This window comes from Streptomyces albireticuli (assembly GCF_021228125.1).
GTDB classification, from domain to species: Bacteria; Actinomycetota; Actinomycetes; order Streptomycetales; family Streptomycetaceae; genus Streptomyces; species Streptomyces albireticuli.
In genome coordinates this window covers 182,871-203,914 of sequence record NZ_JAJQQS010000014.1, presented here as the reverse complement: position 1 = coordinate 203,914, position 21,044 = coordinate 182,871, and the positions used below count along the sequence as shown (strand labels likewise).

The 21,044-nt window shown below is 74.9% G+C and carries 15 protein-coding genes, 1 pseudogene and 2 riboswitches; of the genes and pseudogenes, 9 read left to right on the top strand and 7 right to left on the bottom strand.

The window, feature by feature from the left end:
* Positions 1–47: 47 nt before the first annotated feature.
* Positions 48–232, bottom strand: a riboswitch (cobalamin riboswitch).
* 168 nt (positions 233–400) lie between these two features.
* The 3 genes from LUZ64_RS24720 to aceA all read right to left on the bottom strand — a co-directional run bounded on the left by LUZ64_RS24720 (position 401) and on the right by aceA (position 3,256).
* Positions 401–1,270 (bottom strand): 3-hydroxybutyryl-CoA dehydrogenase, encoded by an 870-nt coding sequence (locus LUZ64_RS24720; protein ID WP_095582005.1) that lies wholly within the window; start codon positions 1,268–1,270, stop codon positions 401–403.
* Positions 1,267–1,713 carry a hypothetical protein gene (locus LUZ64_RS24715; RefSeq protein WP_095582004.1) on the bottom strand — a complete coding sequence of 149 codons (447 nt, stop codon included), beginning with the start codon at positions 1,711–1,713 and terminating at the stop codon, positions 1,267–1,269. The genes LUZ64_RS24720 and LUZ64_RS24715 overlap by 4 nt, the downstream gene beginning before the upstream one ends.
* 259 nt (positions 1,714–1,972) lie before the next feature.
* Positions 1,973–3,256, bottom strand: a complete 1,284-nt coding sequence (gene aceA / locus LUZ64_RS24710; protein WP_095582003.1) for an isocitrate lyase — start codon at positions 3,254–3,256, stop codon at positions 1,973–1,975.
* 252 nt (positions 3,257–3,508) lie between these two features.
* Positions 3,509–3,694: riboswitch (cobalamin riboswitch) on the top strand.
* A 224-nt stretch (positions 3,695–3,918) separates the two neighbouring features.
* Between aceA and LUZ64_RS24705 the strand changes: the two are divergent.
* The 5 genes and pseudogenes from LUZ64_RS24705 to LUZ64_RS24685 form a co-directional block, all read left to right on the top strand.
* Positions 3,919–4,122: pseudogene (locus LUZ64_RS24705) on the top strand (CoA-acylating methylmalonate-semialdehyde dehydrogenase); the annotation flags it as partial.
* A gap of 11 nt (positions 4,123–4,133) precedes the next feature.
* Positions 4,134–5,282, top strand: a complete 1,149-nt coding sequence (locus LUZ64_RS24700; RefSeq protein ID WP_095582002.1) for an acyl-CoA dehydrogenase family protein — start codon at positions 4,134–4,136, stop codon at positions 5,280–5,282.
* Positions 5,279–6,397, top strand: coding sequence for an enoyl-CoA hydratase/isomerase family protein (locus LUZ64_RS24695; RefSeq protein WP_095582001.1), 1,119 nt, complete (start codon positions 5,279–5,281; stop codon positions 6,395–6,397). The genes LUZ64_RS24700 and LUZ64_RS24695 overlap by 4 nt, the downstream gene beginning before the upstream one ends.
* On the top strand, positions 6,394–7,335 hold the full coding sequence (gene mmsB, locus LUZ64_RS24690; RefSeq protein ID WP_170116781.1) for a 3-hydroxyisobutyrate dehydrogenase: 942 nt from the start codon (positions 6,394–6,396) through the stop codon (positions 7,333–7,335). The genes LUZ64_RS24695 and mmsB overlap by 4 nt, the downstream gene beginning before the upstream one ends.
* Positions 7,332–8,105, top strand: coding sequence for an enoyl-CoA hydratase (locus tag LUZ64_RS24685; RefSeq protein ID WP_095582000.1), 774 nt, complete (start codon positions 7,332–7,334; stop codon positions 8,103–8,105). Before mmsB ends, LUZ64_RS24685 begins: the two co-directional genes overlap by 4 nt.
* 212 nt (positions 8,106–8,317) lie before the next feature.
* Here the strand turns inward: LUZ64_RS24685 and LUZ64_RS38100 are convergent, their stop codons facing one another.
* From LUZ64_RS38100 to LUZ64_RS24670, 4 genes are all read right to left on the bottom strand, one after another.
* Positions 8,318–8,431: an MFS transporter small subunit gene (locus tag LUZ64_RS38100; protein WP_420877552.1), complete on the bottom strand. Its 114-nt coding sequence runs from the start codon at positions 8,429–8,431 to the stop codon at positions 8,318–8,320.
* A complete protein-coding gene (locus tag LUZ64_RS24680) occupies positions 8,428–9,786 on the bottom strand; it encodes an OFA family MFS transporter (RefSeq protein ID WP_095581999.1) in 1,359 nt (452 codons plus the stop codon). The genes LUZ64_RS38100 and LUZ64_RS24680 overlap by 4 nt, the downstream gene beginning before the upstream one ends.
* Positions 9,787–9,994: 208 nt before the next feature.
* On the bottom strand, positions 9,995–12,274 hold the full coding sequence (locus LUZ64_RS24675) for a HelD family protein (protein WP_232398779.1): 2,280 nt from the start codon (positions 12,272–12,274) through the stop codon (positions 9,995–9,997).
* A 271-nt stretch (positions 12,275–12,545) separates the two neighbouring features.
* The gene (locus tag LUZ64_RS24670; RefSeq protein ID WP_095582754.1) at positions 12,546–13,853 is read right to left on the bottom strand and encodes a carboxyvinyltransferase; all 1,308 of its coding nucleotides are present in this window, start codon (positions 13,851–13,853) and stop codon (positions 12,546–12,548) included.
* Between the two features lie 574 nt (positions 13,854–14,427).
* Between LUZ64_RS24670 and LUZ64_RS24665 the strand changes: the two genes are divergently transcribed.
* The 4 genes from LUZ64_RS24665 to LUZ64_RS24650 are packed head-to-tail and all read left to right on the top strand — an operon-like array spanning position 14,428 to position 21,032.
* On the top strand, positions 14,428–15,123 hold the full coding sequence (locus tag LUZ64_RS24665; RefSeq protein WP_372478738.1) for a 4Fe-4S single cluster domain-containing protein: 696 nt from the start codon (positions 14,428–14,430) through the stop codon (positions 15,121–15,123).
* Positions 15,120–16,499, top strand: a complete 1,380-nt coding sequence (locus LUZ64_RS24660) for a coiled-coil domain-containing protein (protein WP_095581685.1) — start codon at positions 15,120–15,122, stop codon at positions 16,497–16,499. The genes LUZ64_RS24665 and LUZ64_RS24660 overlap by 4 nt, the downstream gene beginning before the upstream one ends.
* Positions 16,500–16,516: 17 nt before the next feature.
* Positions 16,517–19,078 (top strand): AAA family ATPase, encoded by a 2,562-nt coding sequence (locus LUZ64_RS24655; protein WP_095581686.1) that lies wholly within the window; start codon positions 16,517–16,519, stop codon positions 19,076–19,078.
* Positions 19,065–21,032, top strand: a complete 1,968-nt coding sequence (locus tag LUZ64_RS24650; protein ID WP_232398756.1) for a WD40 repeat domain-containing protein — start codon at positions 19,065–19,067, stop codon at positions 21,030–21,032. The genes LUZ64_RS24655 and LUZ64_RS24650 overlap by 14 nt, the downstream gene beginning before the upstream one ends.
* Positions 21,033–21,044 lie beyond the last annotated feature (12 nt).

Genomic DNA, 21,044 nt, shown 5'->3' with positions numbered 1-21,044 from the left:
CCCTCGAGGTCACCGGGATCTCCGCGCGCGTCCGTGCACGCGGGCAGTGGCAGGTCTTCGGACTCGCGGGCACGTCTCGTGGGACACGAGGCTCCTACTGGCCGTCGCTTCCCGGCCCTCGTCGGGCCAGTGCTGATGACGGCGGTCGTTCCCGCTCACCGCTGCGGGGCAGTCCCGGATTCCCACCGGGTTCCCTCTTACGACGCGCCTGCCTGGCGAGCAGGGCGAACCAGCTGCACCGTCAGCCTAGGCGCTGGGCCCCGCCCCTGACAGGCCCGTCCACCCAACGGATGGTGATCTGGGACACGTGACGGTCCGTCGGCGCCGGTCCGGAAGGCGGCGGCGGCCGCCGACTCGGCGCCGCCGCCTCCCGGAGGTGACCGGGGCCCCTCAGCCCCGGTCAGTCTCTGTCGTACCGGTGGAACCCCCGGCCCGACTTCCGTCCGAGCAGCCCGGCCTCGACCATCCGCCGGAGCAGCGGCGGCGGGGCGTACAGGGGCTCCTTGAACTCGTCGTAGAGGGACTGGGCGATGGCGGCGACCGTGTCGAGGCCGATGAGGTCGGCCAGCCGGAGCGGCCCCATGGGGTGCGCGCAGCCCAGCTCCATGCCCTCGTCGACGTCCGTGGCGGAGGCGAAGCCGGACTCCGCCATCCGGACGGCCGCGAGGAGATACGGGATGAGCAGCGCGTTGACGACGAACCCGGCCCGGTCCTGGGAGCGGATCGCCGTCTTGCCCAGGGCCGCCGTGGCGAACTCCTCGGCCAGGGCCGCCGCCTCGGCACCGGTGTGGAGCGAGGTGACGATCTCCACGAGCGGCAGCACGGGCACCGGGTTGAAGAAGTGCAGGCCCAGCACCCGGTCGGCGCGCCGGGTCGCCATGCCGAGCCGCATCACGGGGATCGAGGAGGTGTTGGAGGCGAGCACCGCCGCCGGATCCTCGACGATCTTGTCGAGGGCGCCGAAGACACGGATCTTGGTCTCCGCGTCCTCGACGACGGCCTCCACGACGAGCTGACGGTCGGCCAGGTCGTCGAGGTCCCCGGTGAAGACCGTCCGGGCCAGCGCGTCCTCGGCGGCGGCCCGGTCGGTCTTGCCGCGTTCGACGGCCCGTTCCAGGGACCGGGTGACGCGCTCGCGCGCCCGCAGGGCCGCGGCGCCGTCGGTCTCGCAGAGCACGGTGTCGAGACCGGCCCGCGCGCACACCTCGGCGATCCCGGCGCCCATCTGACCGCCGCCCACCACCCCGACCCTGCCGAAGCGCGCGCTCATGAGCGCACCGCCGGGCGGCGCACCAGGTGACGGGTGTAGGCGTCGGTGGTGAAGAACCCGGGCAGTTCCCCGGAGAGGGCCGCACGGACGAAGACGTCGCGTGCCCGACCGGCCGGTGCCCGGGGGTCCTCCGCCGCCAGCGCGGCCGTCTCCTCGTCGAGCGCCGCGAGCACCTCCGCGCGGTCGATCACGCCGTGCCGCGGCCACTGCCGGATCTGACAGCGGGCGATCTCCGCGGTGGCCGCGTCCTCCACCAGCCCGTACAGCGCGACCGCGCCGCTGCCACGCGGCCAGGCACCGAAGTAGGCGAGCAGGTCGGCGCGGCGGCCGGCGAAGGCGGTGTCGAGGGCGGCGAGGAAGTCGAGGGCGGCGGGGGTGAGGACCTCGTCGAAGCGGGGTTCTCGGGGGGCCGGCACCTGGATGTGGTGGGTGGCTGTGGTCATGCTGTCTCCTGGGGGAGCGGTGCGGAGTCCCCGCCGCGCGGGGAAGCCCCGGGTCAGAGCGAGGGAGCCCCGGACCGACGCGGCCGGGCCTCGGGCCCGCACGCCGGTGGTGCCCGGGGGCCGGGCGGTGTCCGACGGCTCTTGAGGCCGCCGCCTCGCAGGTGCGGCCGCCGCCCGTGAGGCGGCCGGCGGCTCGTCGGCCGCGCCGCGTGCCAGGGGTGGCCTGCCCGGCGACGGGCCGGGAGCCGTCACGCGGGCCCTAGTGGAACTGTTCCTCCTCCGTCGAGCCGCGCAGCGCCACCGTCTCCGCCGCCGGGTTCAGGGCCGTCGACACCAGGTCGAAGTAGCCCGTCCCCACCTCGCGCTGGTGCTTGACGGCGCTGAAGCCGTGCTCCTGCGCCGCGAACTCCCGCTCCTGGAGGTCGACGTACGCGGTCATGCCGTGCTCGGCGTACCCGCGTGCCAGGTCGAACATCGCGTGGTTGAGGGAGTGGAAGCCGGCCAGGGTGATGAACTGGAAGCGGTAGCCCATCGCGCCCAGTTCGCGCTGGAACTTGGCGATCCGGTCGTCGTCGAGCGCGGCGCGCCAGTTGAAGGACGGCGAGCAGTTGTAGGCCAGCATCTTGCCGGGGTGCTCGGCGTGGATCGCCTCGGCGAACTCGCGGGCCTGTGCCAGGTCGGGGGTGCCGGTCTCCACCCAGATGAGGTCGGCGTAGGGAGCGTAGGCGAGGCCGCGGGCGATGACCGGGGCCATGCCGTTCTCGACCCGGTAGAAGCCCTCGGCGGTGCGCTCGCCGGTGCAGAAGCGGGCGTCGCGCTCGTCGACGTCGCTGGTCAGGAGGCTGGCCGCGAGCGCGTCGGTACGGGCCACGATGATCGTGGGGACGTCGGCGATGTCGGCGGCGAGGCGGGCGGCGTTGAGGGTTCGGACGTGCTGTGCGGTGGGGACGAGGACCTTGCCGCCGAGGTGGCCGCACTTCTTCTCGGAGGCGAGCTGGTCCTCGTAGTGGATGCCCGCGGCGCCGGCGGCGATCATCGCCTTGGTGAGCTCGAAGACGTTGAGCGGCCCGCCGAAGCCGGCCTCGGCGTCGGCGACGATCGGCGCGAGCCAGTCGGTGGTGTCCGTGCCGCCCTCGGCGGTGGCTATCTGGTCGGCGCGCAGCAGGGCGTTGTTGATCCGGCGGACCACGGTGGGCACCGAGTTGACCGGATAGAGGCTCTGGTCGGGGTAGGTGTGCCCGGCCTGGTTGGCGTCGGCGGCGACCTGCCAGCCGGAGAGGTAGATCGCCTGGAGCCCGGCCCTGACCTGCTGGACGGCCTGGCCGCCGGTGAGCGCGCCCAGCGCGTGGACGTAGTCCCGCTCGTGCAACTGCCGCCACAGCCGCTCGGCGCCGCGCCGGGCGAGGGTGTGCTCCTCGCGGACGCTGCCGGAGAGCCGGACGACCTCCTCGGCGCCGTACGTCCGCTCGACGCCCGCCCAGCGGGGGTCCGTCGTCCACCGCCGTGTGAGTTCCTCGGCCGTCGTCTTCCCTGACCGCGTCATGACGTCTCCCGGTTCCGCGTGTGAGGACTCTGCTCGGCGCCGACACTGCGGGCCGCACAACGACTCTGACAGCGGCACTGAGTGCCAACAACCGTGGATCCTTGCCAAGTTCCGCGAAACTTCGCCGCCCGTTCCGCCAATGTTGCGAAGGTCCCGCCGCGCGCCTTGCGAAGGCTTCGACCGCGATGTGCGGACGGCTCGGGGCCGGGCCGGAGTCGGGGTGTGGCCGGGAGGCCCTGGACTTAGTAGGACGTCCAACTATATGTTCGTGGCCAGAGCCCGCGGTGCAGGGAAGCCGGTGCGAATCCGGCACGGTCCCGCCACTGTGACCGGGGAGTGCGTCGCCGTACACACGCCACTGACGAGCGAGATGTCGGGAAGGCGGGCGGCGCGCGATGATCCGGGAGTCAGGATACCGGCCGTGGGTGTTCCGTGTTGTCCACGAGGATGGAGCTGACACGCATGGCACCCGTATGTTCCCACGGCCCATGTGATCCGGACCGGCGAGCGGCCCCGCCCGCGCCCTGACGGTTCGCGGTCCTCCGCGCCCACAGGTCTTCTTCCGGCGCCCCGGCGCACCCGCGCGCCCGTCGCCGTCCGGCCGGCCATCCCCGGAATACCCCTGACGAGAGCAGGCTTCCATGGTCCGTGAACCGACTCATCTCATCGGCGCAAGGCACGTCAAGACGGTCCCCGGCGCGCTCGGCGACCTCCAGCGCGGCCCGGAGGTCGTGGAATTCGCCGCCGGGATCCCGCACCTGCTGAAGGGGGAGTTCACCGACAACGCGGGCGGCGGCATCGACGTCCACTCGCCGCGCCGGCCCTCCGGGGTCAAGGAGGGCGCGAGCTTCACTCTTCCGACGATGGGACGACGGCCGTGACCACCACCTCGCTCACCGAGGACCAGACCGCGCTCGTCGAGACCACGCTCGGCTTCGCCCGGGAACACCTCGCCCCGTACGCCGTGGCCTGGGACCAGCAGAAGCACTTCCCCCTCGACGTCCTGCGCAAGGGCGCCGGGCTCGGCCTGGGCGGCGTCTACGTACGGGAGGACGAGGGCGGCTCCGGGCTGACCCGCTCCGACGGCGTCCTCGTCTTCGCCGCCCTCGCCACCGGCTGCCCCTCCCTCGCCGGCTACTTCTCCATCCACAACATGGTCGCCTGGATGATCGACCGGTACGGCGACGCCGCCCAGCGCGCCCGCTGGCTGCCCGGCCTGTGCTCGATGGAGTCCCTGGGCAGCTACTGCCTCACCGAGCCCGGGGCCGGCTCCGACGCCGCCGCCCTGCGCACCCGCGCCGAGCGCGTCGGCGACCACTACGTCCTCACCGGCGTCAAACAGTTCATCTCCGGTGCCGGCACCTCCCGGGTGTACGTCGTCATGGCCCGTACCGGCCGTGACGGGCCCGGCGGGATCTCCGCCTTCGTCGTCGAACGGGACGACCCCGGCCTGTCCTTCGGCCCCGACGAGAAGAAGATGGGCTGGAACGCCCAGCCCACCCGCCAGGTGATCCTGGACGGCGTGCGCGTCCCGGCCGACCGCCGGCTCGGCGCCGAGGGCGACGGCTTCCGCATCGCCATGAGCGGCCTCGACGGCGGCCGGCTCGGCATCGCCGCCTGCTCCCTCGGCGGCGCCCAGAGCGCCCTGCAGCGCAGCCTGACCCATCTCGCGGACCGGGAGGCGTTCGGCGCCCCGCTCCTCGACGCGCAGGCGCTCCGGTTCCGGCTCGCCGACATGGCGACCGAACTGGCCGCCGCCCGCGCGCTCGTCCGCCAGGCCGCGGAGGCCCTGGACCGGGACGACCCCCAGGCCGCCCAGCTGTGCGCCATGGCCAAGCACTTCGCCACCGACACCGGCTACTCCGTAGCCGACCGCGCCCTCCAACTCCACGGCGGCTACGGCTACCTCAGCGAATACGGTATCGAGAAGATCGTCCGGGACCTCCGGGTCCATCAGATCCTGGAAGGAACCAACGAGATCATGCGTCTGATCGTGGCCCGAGGACTGACCGGAGCCCGCCGATGACCCCGACCACGCCGATCACACCGGCCACGCCGATCACGTCGGGAACGGGGGACGATCCCGTCCTCGTGCGCACTGAGGGGCACACCGGCTACCTCACCCTCAACCGCCCCAAGGCCCTCAACGCCCTCAGCCACGACATGGTGCGCCGCGTCGACGAGGCCCTCACCGCCTGGGAGCACGACCCCGCCGTCGAGACCGTGGTCATCAGCGGCGCGGGCGAACGGGGCCTGTGCGCCGGCGGCGACATCCGCTCCATCCACGCGGACGCGCGGGACGGCGACGGCACGGCGACGGCGGCCTTCTGGTACGACGAGTACCGCCTCAACGCCCGTATCGCCCGCTACCCCAAGCCGTACGTCGCCGCCATGGACGGCATCGTGATGGGCGGGGGAGTGGGCGTCTCGGCCCACGGCAGCGTCCGGATCGTCACCGAGCGCTCCAAGGTCGCCATGCCCGAGACCGGCATCGGCTTCGTCCCGGACGTCGGCGGCACCTATCTGCTCACCCTCGCGCCCGGCGAGCTCGGCACCCACCTGGGCCTCACCGGGGCGTCGGTCGGCGCCCGGGACGCCCTGCTGTGCGGGCTGGCCGACCACTTCGTCCCCTCGGACGGACTCCCCGGACTCCTCGCCGCCCTCGCCACCGAGCCCGTGCCCGACGTCCTGTCCCGCTACGTCCGCGAGGCACCGGAGGGCGAACTGGACGGGCACCGGGAGTGGATCGACCACTGCTACGCGGCCGACACGGTCGAGGAGATCGTCGAGCGGCTCCTCGACCACGGCGCGACCGCCGCGAAGGAGGCCGCCGGCACGATCCTCGCCAAGTCCCCCACCTCGCTGAAGGTCACCCTGGCCGCCCTGCGCCGGGCCCGCGACCTCGGCCCGCTGGAGCGCGTCCTGGAGCAGGAGTACCGCGTCTCCTGCGCGGCCCTGTCCTCGCCCGACCTGGTCGAGGGCATCCGCGCCCAGGTCGTCGACAAGGACCGCGACCCCCGCTGGTCGCCCGCCACCCTCGCCGGGGTCACGGACGCGGACGTGGCACGCTTCTTCGCCCCGCTCGGCGCGCGGGAACTCTCCCTCGCCGCCGACGGATCCGGGCAGGAGGCGCCGTGGTGAGCCCGGCCCCGGAGACCCTCACCGTCGGGTTCGTCGGCCTCGGGCGCATGGGCGGCCCGATGGCCGCCCACCTCGTCGCGGCGGGCCACCGCGTCCTCGGGTACGACCTGTCGGCCGGGTCCCTCGCGGCGGCCGCCCGCACCGGGGTCGAGCCCGCCGCCTCGGCGGCCGCCACCGCCGCCGGGGCCGACGTGGTGATCACCATGCTGCCCGCCGGGCGGCACGTCCTCGCCCTCTACCGGGACGAGGGGCTGCTCGCGGCGGCCCGGCCCGGCACGCTCTTCGTCGACTGCTCCACCATCGACGTCGCCGACGCCCGCGCCGCGCACGAAGCCGCCGCCGCGGCCGGCCACCAGGCCCTGGACGCGCCCGTCTCCGGCGGTGTGACGGGCGCCGAGGCCGCCACCCTGACCTTCATGGCGGGCGGCGGCGAGGCCGAGTTCGCCCGGGCCGCGCCGCTGCTGTCCGCGATGGGCGGGAAGGCCGTGCACTGCGGGGCGCCGGGCGCCGGACAGGCCGCGAAGATCTGCAACAACATGATCCTCGGCATCTCGATGATCGCGGTCAGCGAGGCGTTCGTCCTCGGCGAGAGCCTCGGCCTGTCCCACCAGGCCCTGTACGACGTGGCCGCCACCTCCTCCGGGCAGTGCTGGGCCCTCTCCGTCAACTGCCCCGTCCCCGGCCCCGTACCGGGCAGCCCCGCCGGCCGCGACTACCGGCCCGGCTTCGCGGCCCCGCTGATGGCCAAGGACCTCGGCCTCGCCGCCGCCGCGGCCCGGGCCGGCGGCGTCGACGCGGAACTCGGCCTGCGGGCCGCCGAGATGTACGCGGCGTTCGCCGAGGGCGCGGGCGCCGCGCAGGACTTCTCCGGGATCGTCCGGGCCATCAGGGAACGGTCGGCACCGACCGCCGAGCAGAACGGAACCAGCACGCCATGACGTACGAGACCGTCCTCGTCGAACGCAAGGGCCGCACGGCTCTTGTCACCCTCAACCGCCCCAAGGCCCTCAACGCCCTCAACCTCCAGGTCATGAACGAGGTCGTCGCGGCGACGGAGGAGCTCGACCGGGACCCCGGGATCGGCTGTATCGTCCTCACCGGCTCGGAGAAGGCCTTCGCGGCCGGCGCCGACATCAAGGAGATGCGGCCGCGGAGCTACATGGACATGTACCTCACCGACTGGTTCACCGCCTGGGACCGGCTGGGCGCGCTCCGCACCCCGACCGTCGCCGCCGTCTCCGGCTACGCCCTGGGCGGCGGCTGCGAACTCGCGATGCTCTGCGACATCCTGCTGGCCTCCGACACCGCGGTCTTCGGTCAGCCGGAGATCAAGCTGGGCGTCATCCCGGGCATCGGCGGCTCGCAGAGGCTGACCCGCGCCGTCGGCAAGGCCAAGGCGATGGAGCTCTGTCTGACCGGCCGCACGATGGACGCGGCCGAGGCCGAACGCGCCGGGCTCGTCTCCCGCGTCGTCCCGGCCGCCGAACTCCTCGGAGAGGCCCTCGCGGTCGCGGAGACCGTGGCCGGGATGTCGGCGCCGGTCGCGATGATGGCGAAGGAGGCCGTGAACCGGGCCTTCGAGACGACGCTGGCGGAGGGCGTGCGGTTCGAGAGGCGGCTGTTCCACGCGGTGTTCGCCGTCGCGGACCAGAAGGAGGGGATGGGGGCCTTCGTCGAGAAGCGGCCGCCGGTGTTCGGGCACCGGTAGGGGGGCCGGGGGGCTTTCTTCCCCACCCCGCCCCTTCCCGAATTCGTCCTCAAGCGCCGGACGGGCTGAACGCGGCCCGTCCAGGCGCTCGACACCGGCCGGCAACCCGGAAGGGAGCCGACCGAGCCCCGCGCGGAGCCCCGGGCCGTCCTCACTCCTCCCCGAGTACCGGCCGGTGCCCGCGGCGGTGTGACCGGGTGGCGCGCGGGGGCTCAGCCGGTGAACAACTGCCTCAGCCTGAGGACGAGCTCGTACACGCCGTACCCGAAGGGCGCCCCCACCCACAGCCAGCAGAACACCAGCAGCGCCTTGCGCGAGCCCCTCACGGCGCCGCCCCCTTCTCCGGCACGGCGGCCGGTTCCTCCTCCGGCGGTGGCGGTTCGTGGTGGCGCGGGTGCACGGGCCGCACCAGCTCGTTGGCGACGAAGCCCACGGTCAGCAGCCCGATCATGACGAAGAACGACGTGGTGTACAGGTCCGCGCCGCTCCGGCCCGCGGACTTCCCCGCGTCGGCGACGGCGTTGACGATCAGCGGCCCGAGGATCCCCGCGGTCGACCACGCGGTCAGCAGCCGCCCGTGGACGGCGCCCACCTGGTACGTACCGAAGAGGTCCTTGAGATAGGCCGGGACGGTGGCGAAACCGCCACCGTAGAAGGAGAGGATGACGGCCGCGCAGGTGATGAACACGGCCTTGGAGGCGTCGCCGACCAGGGCGATCACCAGATACATCAGCGCGCCGGCGCCGAGGTAGAGGCGGTAGACGTTCTTCCGCCCGGCCAGGTCGGAGGCGGAGGACCAGACGATCCGGCCCAGCATGTTGGCCAGCGAGAGCATGCCGACGAACCCCGCGGCCGCCGCGGCACCGACGGGCGAGGAGGTGCCGGCGAAGAAGTCCGTGATCATCGGCGCGGCCTTCTCCAGGATACCGATGCCCGCCGTGACGTTCGTGCACAGGACCACCCACAGGCACCAGAACTGCGAGGTGCGCAGGGCGCTTCGGGCCGACACCCGCGCGCCGGCGACGGGCGGGCGCGGCCCGTCCGCCCCGCCGCCGTCCACCCGACGGCCGTCGGGCGGCACCCGGACGAGCAGGACGCCCGGCGTCATGAAGACCGCGTACGCGGCACCCATGACCAGGAACGTCCGCGCGATGCCCGGCGTGCCCCGGCCGAACGCGTCGAGCAGCCCGGCCGACCACGGTGACGCGATGAGGGCGCCGCCGCCGAAGCCCATGATGGCGATGCCGGTCGCCATGCCCGGGCGGTCGGGGAACCACTTGATGAGTGTGGACACCGGCGAGATGTACCCGATGCCCAGGCCGACGCCCCCGATGAAGCCGTACCCGAGGACGACGAGCCAGTACTGACGCGTCGCCGCCCCGAGCGCGGCCACCAGGAACCCGGAGGAGAAGCAGACCGCCGACACGGCCATCGCCCACCGCGGCCCGTTCCGCTCCACCAGCGTGCCGCCGAACGCCGCCGAGAGCCCGAGCATCACGATCGCCACCTGGAACGGCAGCGCCGACGCCGTGCCCGACAGGCCCAGCGCCGACTCCAGCGGCGGCTTGAACACGCTCCAGGCGTACGCCTGGCCGATGGCGAGGTGGATGGACAGCGCGGCGGGCGGGACGAGCCAGCGGCTCCATCCGGGCGGCGCGACGGTTCCGGGACGCGCGAGCATGGAGGGAACGTACAACGACCGGCGGGGCGCGGAGGGGGGTTCGCCGCCACTCAGCCCTTTCCCGGGGTCTTCCGTCGCCGGCGGGCCGGGGTCCGGAGGGGCGGCCCCTGCCCCGGAAAGAGCCGGGCCACGCTCCTCTCACGGAGGGACGCCGAGCCCGGCCTTCTGCCGGTAGGACGGGCCGGATCTTCGCCGAAGGGGCCGGACGTCACACCGCCCGCGTCCCTCCGGCGGAAGCCTGCCCCAGGGGCGCGCCCCCGCCCGCCGACGGCGCGCCCGCGGACTCGTCCAGCCCCGGGGGCAGTGTCCCCGTGTGCACGACCCCCAGCCGCTGGGTCGCCCGCGTCAGCGCGACGTAGAGGTCGCTCAGGCCGAACTCCGCCGGTTCCACCACGATCACCGTGTCGAACTCCAGGCCCTTCGCCTGCCGGGGGTCGAGCAGGACGACCGGGCTGGTCAGATCGGGGACCGGGCCGGTGGAGGCGGCGGGGAGGGCGGGGACGAGGGCGGGGTGGAGGGCGCCGGGGGCGATCACCGCGAGGCGGCCCTCCGCGTGGAGCTCGCGCGCGACCGCGCCGGCGACCGCGCGCGGCAGGTCCTCCGCGCGCTCCGTCCAGGGGAGGGCGTCCGTCTCGCGCACCGAGCGCGGCGGTACGAACGAGGGGTCCGCCGACCGGAGCACCCCCGCCGCGAGCTCCATGATCCGGGCCGGTGTGCGGTAGTTGACGCCGAGCCTGATGTGTTCCCAGCGGTCGCCGACGTACGGCTCCAGGACCGGGCCCCAGGCGCCGCAGCCGCCCGGCTCGGAGGTCTGCGCCGGGTCGCCGACCAGCGTCATCGACCGCGTCGGGCAGCGGCGCATCAGCAGCCGCCACGCCATCGGGGACAGCTCCTGCGCCTCGTCCACGATGATGTGCCCGAAGGCCCAGGTGCGGTCGGCCGCGGCGCGCTCGGCGGCGCTGCGGTGGTCGGCCTCCTCGTGCCGGTCGGCGAGCCGCTCCGCGTCGACCAGGTCGTGCGCGGCCAGCACCTCCGAGTCGTCGTCCTCCTTGTCCTCGAACTCCTGGGTGCGGGACCCGTAGGAGAGGTCCAGTACGCCCTGCGCGTACCGGATCCGCTCCTGCCGCTCGGCCTCGGCCCTGGCGCGGGCCGCCAAGTCGTCCTCGCCGAGCAGTTCGGCGGCCTCGTCCAGCAGCGGCACGTCGGCCGGCGTCCACGCGCCGCCCGCGCGCCGGATCGCGGCCGCGTCGGCCTCCGGGAGGTGGACGGGCTCGGCGAGGAAGTCCGCGACCAGCCGCTGCGGGGTGAGGGCGGGCCACAGCTCGTCGATCGCGGCGTGTACCTCCCGGCTCACCGCGACCGCCTTGCCGAGCTGGGCGAGGTCGTCGGGGCCGAGGAAGTTCGGCCCGCCGTACGGGTCCGCGCCGAGCCGGTCGGCCAGCTGGGCGGTGAGGGCGTCGATGACGTGGAAGGCGAAGTAGGGGCGGGCGAGGTTGTGCGGGAGCCGGGTGTCCCGGGCCCGGCGGCGCGCCTCGGCCGCCATGGGCGCGTCCAGCAGCAGCTCGCCGTCCTCGTGGTCGATGACGCGCGCGGGCTCCGGGAGGGTCTGCCGGTCCTCGACGAAGCGGGCCAGGGCCGCGGCCATCGCCGTGCCGCCCTTGACGGCCGCGGCCGAGGGGGTGTCGGTCCCCGTGGCCGTCACACCGGGGAACAGTTCGCCGGGCGTGGCGAGCAGGACACCCGTCTCGCCGAGCGAGGGCAGCACCTCGCCGATGTAGCCGAGGAACGCGGGGTTGGGCCCGACGATCAGCACGGCCCGCCGGGCCAGCTGCTCCCGGTGCGCGTACAGCAGATACGCGGCCCGGTGCAGGGCGACGACGGTCTTCCCGGTGCCGGGCCCGCCCTCCACGACGAGCACGCCGTGGTGCGGGGCGCGGATGATCCGGTCCTGCTCGGCCTGGATGGTCCGCACGATGTCGTGCATGCGGCCGGTGCGGGCCGAGTCCAGCGCGGCGAGCAGCACGGCGTCGGCGTCGGCGCCCTCGTGCCCGGTGCGGTCGCTGTCGGTGAGGTCCAGGATCTCGTCGTGCAGCGCCGTGACCCTGCGGCCCTCGGTGCTGATGTGACGCCTGCGGCGCAGCCCCATGGGAGTGTGCCCGGTGGCGAGGTAGAAGGGGCGCGCGACCTCGGCCCGCCAGTCCAGGACCAGCGGGGTGCGGTCGGCGTCGTCACACCGGATGCCGATGCGGCCGATGTGGTGGTCGCGGCCGTCCCGGAAGGCCAGCCGGCCGAAGCAGAGCCCGTTCTCCCCGGCGTCGAACGCGGCGAGCAGCCCGGACTGCTCGGCCACCAGCACATCGCGCTCCAGCCGGGCCTGGAAGGTGGTACCGCCCGGTGCGAGGGCGGCCCGCACCGCGGCCTCGGCCCCCGCGCGCAGTTCGTCGAGGCGTTCGTGGAGCAGGTCGATGAATTCCTGCTCCTGCCGCATTTCCTTGTTGGATACCTCGGTGTTTGACAATTCGACTCCCGCCCGGATATGATGGCCCCATAAAGCTTCTCCATGGCCTGTGTTCACGCAAGACATGGAAACATCCAATGTACACAAGGAAATACCCCGACCGTCAACGCGGTCCGGGGTTTTCTTTGTTTTACGGGAGTTCCGGGGCGTTCCGCGGGAGTTCCGGGGCGCGCACCGTCCGTTCAGCGGTCATCGGTATCCACGGCTCCGTTCATGCCGCCGCCCCGTGTCGCGCCCCCTCTCATGTCGCGTCCCCGATCCACTTCACGCCCAGCGCGGTCAGGCCGCGCGGAAGATCGGTGTAGCCGCGCCGCAGCGGGAAGTCGTCCCGCAGGACGCACGGCCCCTCCGCCGTCAGGGCCGCGAGCAGCAGCGCCGCGCTGCCCCGGATGTCCGCGCACGCGCCCAGGTCGCCACCCCGCAGAGCCGCCCTGCTGTTCGGCCGGATGTCGGCGAAGGCCACCGGCCGCCCGTCCCGCTCCTCCGTCCGCAGCCGCAGCCCGTCCAGCCCGAGCGGCGCGAGGTTCCCGGCGTAGTCGAACCGCCGGGCCGGCACCTCACCGCCGACCACGCTCCCGCCGCTCGCCCGCATCGCCAGCAGCAGCGCCGCGAAACCCGCCCAGCCGGCGCTGAACCCCGGCTCGGGGCCCGCCGTCACCCGGACCGGGCGCAGGGACCCGGCCGCCGGGAACCCGGCCGTCAGGCTGTGCGACCGCTCGGTGACCCGGGCACCGGCGTCCCGGAGGAACTCCACGAAGCGGGGGACGCGCAACGGGCCGGAGCCGGTCACCGTCACCTCGCCCCGGGTGAGGAGGCCCGCCGTCAGATACGTGACCGCGTGCACCCGGTCGGGCGCGATCGCCCAGCCGACCCGCGCGTACCCGTCGGCCCCCTCGACCTCCACACCGGGCGGCTCGCCCACGACGCGCCCTCCCATGGCCCGCAGACAGGCCAGCTGCTCCCCGCAGGACGGCTCCACCGAGGCGCCGAGGACGGTGCTGCGCCCGGGCGTCGCGGCCGCGGCGGCGAGCGCGAGGACGGTGCCCGCCGCCGTCGGACGCCCGAACTCCACCCGCGCGGGCACCCGGCGGGGCCAGGAGAGGACCGTCGTGGTCCCGGCGAACCGGGCCCGCACCCCGAACCGGGCGAGCACCGGGAGAAGGCGGTCGGCCGGGCGCGCCCCGGCCCAGCAGCCCTGCGGCGCCCCCTCCACGACCACCTCCGCCGCCCGCGCGAGCAGGGCGGGCAGCAGGCAGAAGAGATTGCGGGAACGCTCGGCCAGGGCCCTGGAGACGACCACCCGGTCCCGGCGCGCCGGCCCCGAGAACGTCAGCTCGCGGGCCACGCGGTCGTACCGCACATGGGAGAAGACCAGGGCCAGCGCGGCCCGCAGCGCCCGCGCGTCCACATGGTCGGGCGCCTCGGTCAGCCTGCCCCGGTCGCACAGCGCCGCGCACGCCAGCGAGTGCGCGAACGCGTGCCTCCCGCCGTCGAGCCGCACCGTGCCGTGCAGCGGTGCTCCGTCGTGCTCCACCCGAATGCCCGCCATCCGCTCACCGGCTCCGCGTCCGCAGCTGTGCGGCCCGGCCGTCGGCCGTGCCGCTCTGGTCTCACCTTGGGCGCCTTAGGGACACGAGGCGGTTCAGTGAAGCACGCGGGGACAATTGGGTTCAAGAGGCAATTACCGCCATCTGAACTGCTGATGCGATGAGCGTTCCGGAAGTGCCGCGGGAAATCGGTAATGAGGATTCCGCCGACGGTGACGCGCTTTCCGGACGGGGCTCCGGCGCGGATGCCGCAAATCCCTTGTGGGGGAAAGCCGGTGGCCTGTGGGGGAGGGGTCGGCGGGGGCGTACGGTCCCGTCCCCGACCCCGTATTCCCCTGGGGGCCCAGGGGTGGGTGGCGACAGGCGTGAAAGGATTTCAAGGGGCGTGCACCATTCTGCTCCGCGCCCCTTGACCGCCCCTCTGGCCAGGTGGATTCTGAGGAGCCCGAAAATGCTCGTCGAACGAGCCGGGGCTCATTTACGGGGGACTCAGTGGACAGGGTACGAGAAACGGTCGACTCCGCTGTGCGGCGACGGCGCGCGCCCGGGCGTAGGACCTCGGCGGACACCACGCTCGTGGCGGACGTCCCGCTTCCGGTGGACGTCCCGCTCCCGGTGGGCGCGCCGCTCCCGGTGGACGCACCGCTCAACGTCGCGGCGACCTGGGTCGGCACCGCCGACCTCGGGCCCGGCTGGCGGTCCGTCGTCTGGGTCCAGGGCTGCCCCTTCAGCTGCCCCGGCTGCATGTCCCCGGACTGGATCCCCACCGCGCCGGCCCGCCCCGCCACCCCCGCCGAACTGAGCGCGGAACTCCTCGCCGACCCGGCGGTCGACGGTCTCACCTTCTCCGGCGGCGAACCCATGCAACAGGCCGGCGGCCTGGCGGAGGTGGCCCGCCTCGCGCGACGGGCGCGCCCCGGCCTCTCCGTCGTCTGCTTCACCGGCCACCGGCTGGAGCGGCTCCGGGCGCACCCGCCCACGCCCGGCGTCCCCCGGCTGCTCGCCGAGGTGGACGTCCTCGTCGACGGCCCCTACGTCCAGGGGCGCGACGACGGCCGGGGGCTGCGCGGCAGCGCCAACCAGCGGGTGCACCACCTCACCGGCCGGCTCTCCGGCAGCGGCTACGACTTCGAGAACCGGCACCGCACCGCCGAGATCGCCGTCGGCGGCCGCGAGGCGTTCCTCATCGGCGTCCCGCCCCCGGACCTCCTCACCGTCTTCGACACCGCCGTCGACCGGTCCGGCCGGGCCACGGCCTGGAGCACCCCGTGAGCGGCCGGAAGCGCATCCAGGTCGACGAGTCCGAGTGGTTCCGGACGCGCCGCCAGGCGGCCCGGCTGAAGGACGTCCAGCGCGCCCTGCCCGGCATGCTGGACGACATCCGCCGCCGGACGCACGCCGACCTGGAGCGGGTGTTCGGCGTCGTCGAGGAACGGCAGCGCACCGTCGAACAGGCCGTCCAGGGACTGAGCGACCGGGCCCGCGAACTGGAGAGCCGGACCCAGGAACGGCTGCGCGCGCAGGCCCGGCGCATGGCCGAGGAGCTCCGCGCCACCGCCGGCGAGCTCCGCCGGGAGACCGCCGAGGACCTCGCGGAGCAGGAACACCGGCTCCAGGAGGAGATCGCCGCCGAGCGCCGGGAGCGCCGCCGGGAGGTGGGACGGCTGGCCGAGGAGGTCGGCGAACTGGTCCTGGACCGCGAGCGCGCGGCCGCCCTCGCCCACGAGGCGATATCCGACGCCCGGGCCATGCACCTGCTCGTCCACACGGCCTTCCCCGCGGACGTACACCCCCACGCCCGCCGCACGGACAGCCTGGCCGAGCAACTGGACCGGGCCGCGGAAACCCTCGGGCGAGGCCGCTCCGACGCCGCCCTCGCCACCGCCCAGAGCGTCTACCAGGGGCTGAGCGACCTCCTCCAGGAGCTGGAGCGGCACGACCGCGAGCGCCGCCGCGACCGGGTCCGCGCGGGCGAACTCCTCCTCCACGTACAGCACCTGATCAAGGTCAACGCCGTCCAGGACGTGCGGGAAGCCGAGGGCGAGGAGCCCACCGACGCCGTGCTCGACGTCGAGTACTGGTCCGGCGGCGAACTGACCCGGCTCCGCGCGGAGACCGCCCGGCTCCAGGAGCGCGTCGGCGACGAGGAACGGCCCCCGGACACCGGTGAGCTCCGCGACATCCTGGAGCACCGCGTCCCCGAGCTCGAACAGCGGCTCGCGGAGACCGTGGAGCGGGCCGGGCGGCGCCGGCAGGAGTCCCAGATGAGGGTCAACCTCGCCGGCTCCGTCGTCGGCACACTGGAGGAGATCACCGGGTACGAGCTGACGGACGGCACGTACTCCGGGGACGACCAGCGGGAGGCGTTCTTCGCCAAGCTCGTCCACCGGAACGGCAACGAGATCGTCGTCGAGGTCGCCCCGGCGGGCACCGGCGGCGGCACCGCCGTCCTGCGCGTCCTGTCCTACGACCGGGACACCACCGCCCGGGACGAGCTGACCACCCGCGGCCACGAGGTGGCGCGGGGGCTGCGGGACCGGGGCATCGCCGCCTCCGACCCCGAGGCCGAGGACGGCGAACCCGACCCGGCCTACCGCGACTTCGACGCCCTCCGGCGGGCGCTGCCCCGCGCCGCCACCGACACCTGAGCCGGCGGAGGCCCGCCATGGCACCACCGCGGTCGTCCCGGTACGGCCCCTCGGCCGAACGGCTGGCCGGGCTGGCGATGCCCGCCGGCGACCCCCTGTTCATCCTGCACGGACAGGGCCTCGACGACGTCTTCGTCGGCCACGACCACCGGCGCCGCGGCGTCGAGGAACTGCTGTGGACCCTGCTGCGCGACGCCGGGTACGCCCGCGTCGTCTTCAGCTCCCTCTCCCGGCCGCTGTACTTCAGGGACCCCGTCTCCCGTGACCTGTCCCGGCCGCGCCGGCGCCCGCCCGTACCGGCGGGCCGGATGCGCCCCGAGCTCCGCGGCCCGCTGGGAGACCGGATCCTGCGCGCCCCGGACCCCGGCGGCCCGGGTGCGTCCGAGGACCCCAGGACCGCCGCGCCCGCCACGCTGACCGACGAGCACCGGGTCATGATGCTCGACCACTTCATGCGGCAGACGGACCACCGGACGGCGGTGGTCCTCGGCCACGCCGAGGAGTCCCTGCGCTACGACCGCGCCGGCCGCCGCCTCGCCGGAGCCCTCGCCGACTGGGTCGAGCAGGGCGACGACCGCAACCTCTGCGTCCTGGTGTTCCGCAAGCACAGCCTCCAGGAGGTGGCCGACTTCGTCGCCGACCTGCGCAGCGTGCCCCGCCTGGAGAGCTATCTGCACGACCAGATGCGGCGCCCCACCGGCCGCAGCACGGCCCGCGTCGGCCACCCGCACGCGGCCGAGGTGGAGCGCCTCGTGCACCTGCTGCGCGTCCGGGAGGGGCTGCGCGTCGAGGACTGGGGCGAACTGCCCTCCCTCGTCCGGGCCATGGCCGCGATGCCCGTGGCCCTCAGCGGCTGGCAGGCCCGGCTCCGCGGCCTGGCGCGGCCCCCGCGAGCCGTGCCGCTGAGCCTCGCCGAGCTCCGCCGCCGGGAATGGATCGCCGGCGGCCGCGAGGACACCCGCGGGGTGTCCGAGCGCCTCGCCGCGATGGTGGGCCTCGGGCCCGTCAAGGAACACCTGGAACGGCTGCGGTGGACCGTCGCGGCGGACGCCGGGCTGCGGGCCCTGGGACACCTCGGGGACGCCGAACCGTCCTCCCCGCACCTGGTCTTCACCGGAAACCCCGGCACGGGCAAGACCACCGTCGCCCGCCTGGTCGGCGAGATCTACCGCGACCAGGGCCTCCTCCGCCGCGGGCACCTGATCGAGGCCGAGGTCCCCGACCTGGTGGGCGGGTTCATGGGCCAGACGGCGATCAGGACCAACGAGGCCGTGGACCGCGCCCTCGACGGCGTCCTCTTCGTCGACGAGGCGTACCGGCTGAGCGACCGGGAACGGGGCTACGGCCAGGAGGCGATCGACGCCCTGCTGAGCCGCATGGAGAACGACCGCGGCCGGTTCGTCCTGATCGTCGCCGGCTACCCCGCCCGGATGGAGGAGTTCCTGGCCTCCAACCCCGGGCTGCGCGGCCGCTTCCCCGCCGCCAACGTCATCCACTTCCCCGACTACACGCCGTCCGAGCTCCACGCCATCCTGCTCGGCCGGCTGGGCGCCCTCGGGCTGCGCTGGCCCCCCGCGCTGGAGGACACGCTCCGGGACGTCACCGAGGGCATGCACGCCACGCGCGGCGCCGACTTCGGCAACGGCCGGGCCATGCGCGACCTCGCCGACGAGATGAAGTCCCGCTGGGCCCGGCGGGTACGGGCCGTCGTCGGCGAACCCCTCACGCCCGAGGACGTGCCCGAACGCTGCCGCGCCCACCCGGGGCGGCCCGTGGCCACCGTCGAGGAGGCCCTCGCCGAGCTCGACGGACTCATCGGCCTCGTCCCCGTCAAGGAACTGATCCGCGACCTCGTGGACCGGCTCCGGCTCCGGCGGCACCAGGGCACCGGCGGCTTCCCGCCGCCCCACATGCTCTTCGTCGGCCCGCCCGGCACGGGCAAGACGACCGTCGCCCGGCTGACGGGCCGCGTCCTGCACACGCTCGGCCTGCTCGCGCGCGGCCACCTGATCGAGGTCACCCGGGCCGAGCTCGTGGCCGGGTACCAGGGCCAGACCGCCACCCGGACCCAGCGGGCCGTACGGTCGGCGCTCGACGGCGTCCTCTTCGTCGACGAGGCGTACAGCCTCTCCCGGGGCGGGCCCGGCGGCGACTTCGGCACCGAGGCCGTCGACACCCTGACCCGGGAGATGGACGAGCACCGCGGCCGCCTCGTCGTCGTGGCCGCCGGCTACCCCGCCGAGATGGACGGCTTCCTCGCCCGCAACCCCGGCCTGCGCTCCCGGTTCACCGAGCGTGTCACCTTCCCCGCCTACACCGGGCCGGAACTGGTGGAGATCCTCCGCCGCGCGGCCGCCGAGCAGGGCTACGCACTGCCCGGCCCCGCCGCCGGCCGGGCCCTGGGGCGGCTGGAGCGCGAACGCGCCGCGCACCCCGCCGACTTCGGCAACGGCAGGGCCGTACGCGTCCTGCTGGAACACATGGAGGCACGCCTCGCCCGCCGCCTCGGGCACACCCCGGCGGCACCCGGCGAGACGCTCGCCTTCGCCCCGGAGGACGTTCCCGATGCCGACGGCTGACCGGGCGCCCGCGCGTGCCGACGCGCCCGCCGCGGAGGGGCACGGGCGGCACGCCGGAGCCTCCGCCGCCGCCAGGTGTGCCGGCGCGGGCAACGGCGCACCGCCCGCCGCCCCCGCCGTCGACGCGTCCACCGGCACCGGCTGCCCGGTGTGCGGCGCCGCCGTCGCCGAGGAGGACGGGCCCGCCGCGTGCCCCGACTGCCGCTGGCCCCTGCGCGCGGACCCCGTGCTCGGCCCCCTCACCGAGGAGCTCCTGCGCGCCTTCGATAACCGGCTCGCCACCGCCCGGCGGCGGTACGACCTCACCGCGGCCGCCCGCGCGGCCGGCCACCCGTGGCACGGCGACGCCGCGCTGTACGCCCGCCTCCAGCGCCTCGTCAGGAACGGGCCGCCGCGCCCCGGCGAGGCGGCGGAGGCGCTGCGCGGCCCCTGGCGGGAGGAGGCACCCGCCCGCACCCTCCGGGAGGCGGTCGAGGCCCACCTCCGCGAGCCCCACCCGCGTGAGGCCGCCGAGGCCCTGGCCGTCGAGATCACGGCCGACGGCCTCACCACCGTCGGATTCACCCGCGCCGACGACGGCGACCTGTACGAGCGGGCGGAGACCACCTCCTGGCCCTGGACGTCGCTGCTGCCCGCCCTGCCCACGGACCCGGACGCCGCACGCTTCCTCCTCGCCGGCGGCATCGCCGACCGGCCACCCCCGGCCACCGGCGCCACCCACGCACCCGAACGGGCCCTGACGGATCCGCGACGCCCCGACGTGATGCTGCCGGACGCGCTGTGCCCGGATGAGCCGCCCGACGGGCGACACCCCGGCGCGCCGCGCCCCGAAGGGTCCCCGCCCGACCCTCCGCCCCCCGGAGCGTCCTCGCCCGACGCGCCGTACCCCGCCTCGGCCCCGGCCGGCCCTCCGTCCCCCGGCCCCGCGCCGGCCGTCCTGGCGTGCGGGCTGCCCGGCTGGCCCGTACCCGAGCGTGCCCTCGGCGCGCTTCGCCGCCGGTACCCGGACGCCGTGGCCGTACGGATCCCGCCGGACCCCGCCCGGCCCCCGCGGCAGGTGCTGCGCCACGCGCCCGGACTCTCCGCCCTCGCCTGCGGCCCCGGCCCGGAACCGGCGGTCACACACCTCGCCGTGGGCTGCCCCGACGGCTCGGCCGCGGTCTGGGCCCCGGGCGCCGCCGAACCGCTCGCCGCCCGCGCCCTGCACACCGGCCGGGTCACCGCCCTGGACCTCGCGCCCGGCCTCAGGGCGCTGGTGACGGGCGGCAGTGACGGCGCGGTCCGGCTCTGGTCGTTCGGCGGGTCCGGGCGGTCCCGCGCCCTCGCCTGGCACGAGGGCTGGGTCAACGCCGTACGCCTCCGCGCGGGCGCGGTGTTCAGCCTCGGCGACGACGGGCTGCTGCGCCGCTCGGACCCCTCCCGCCTGCTGGGCGCCCCCGACGGCACGGTCTACCCGCTGAAGGTCGGCTGGTCGGCCGCCACCGCCCTCGAAGTCACCTCGGACGGGCGGATCCTGGCCGTCGGCGGCGCCGCCGGGGTGGAACTGAGGGACGCCGTCTCCGGCCACCGCCTCGGCCGCCTGACCACCGGATCCTCCGTCACCGGACTCGCCCTCGACGCCGACGACCGGCTCCTCGCCGTCGGCTGCGCCGACGGCCGCGTCCACGTCCACGACCTGCGCCGCCGCACCGCCCCCGACGAACTCCCCGGACACACCGGCGCCGTGCGGCGCCTGACGTTCGGCCCGCGCGGCCTGCTCGCCGCCTGCGACGAGTCGGGTGCGATCCGCGTCTGGCCGGCCGGCCGGGCGGCGGCACGGCCGGGGTCGCGCGGCACGGCCGTCGGCCTCCACACCGCCGCCGTGCGCGGACTGTCCGTCACCCCCGCCGGCCACCTGCTGAGCGCCTCCGCCGACGGGCTCGTACGGGCCTGGCGGCTTCCCGAACCCCTCTGACGCCACCTCACC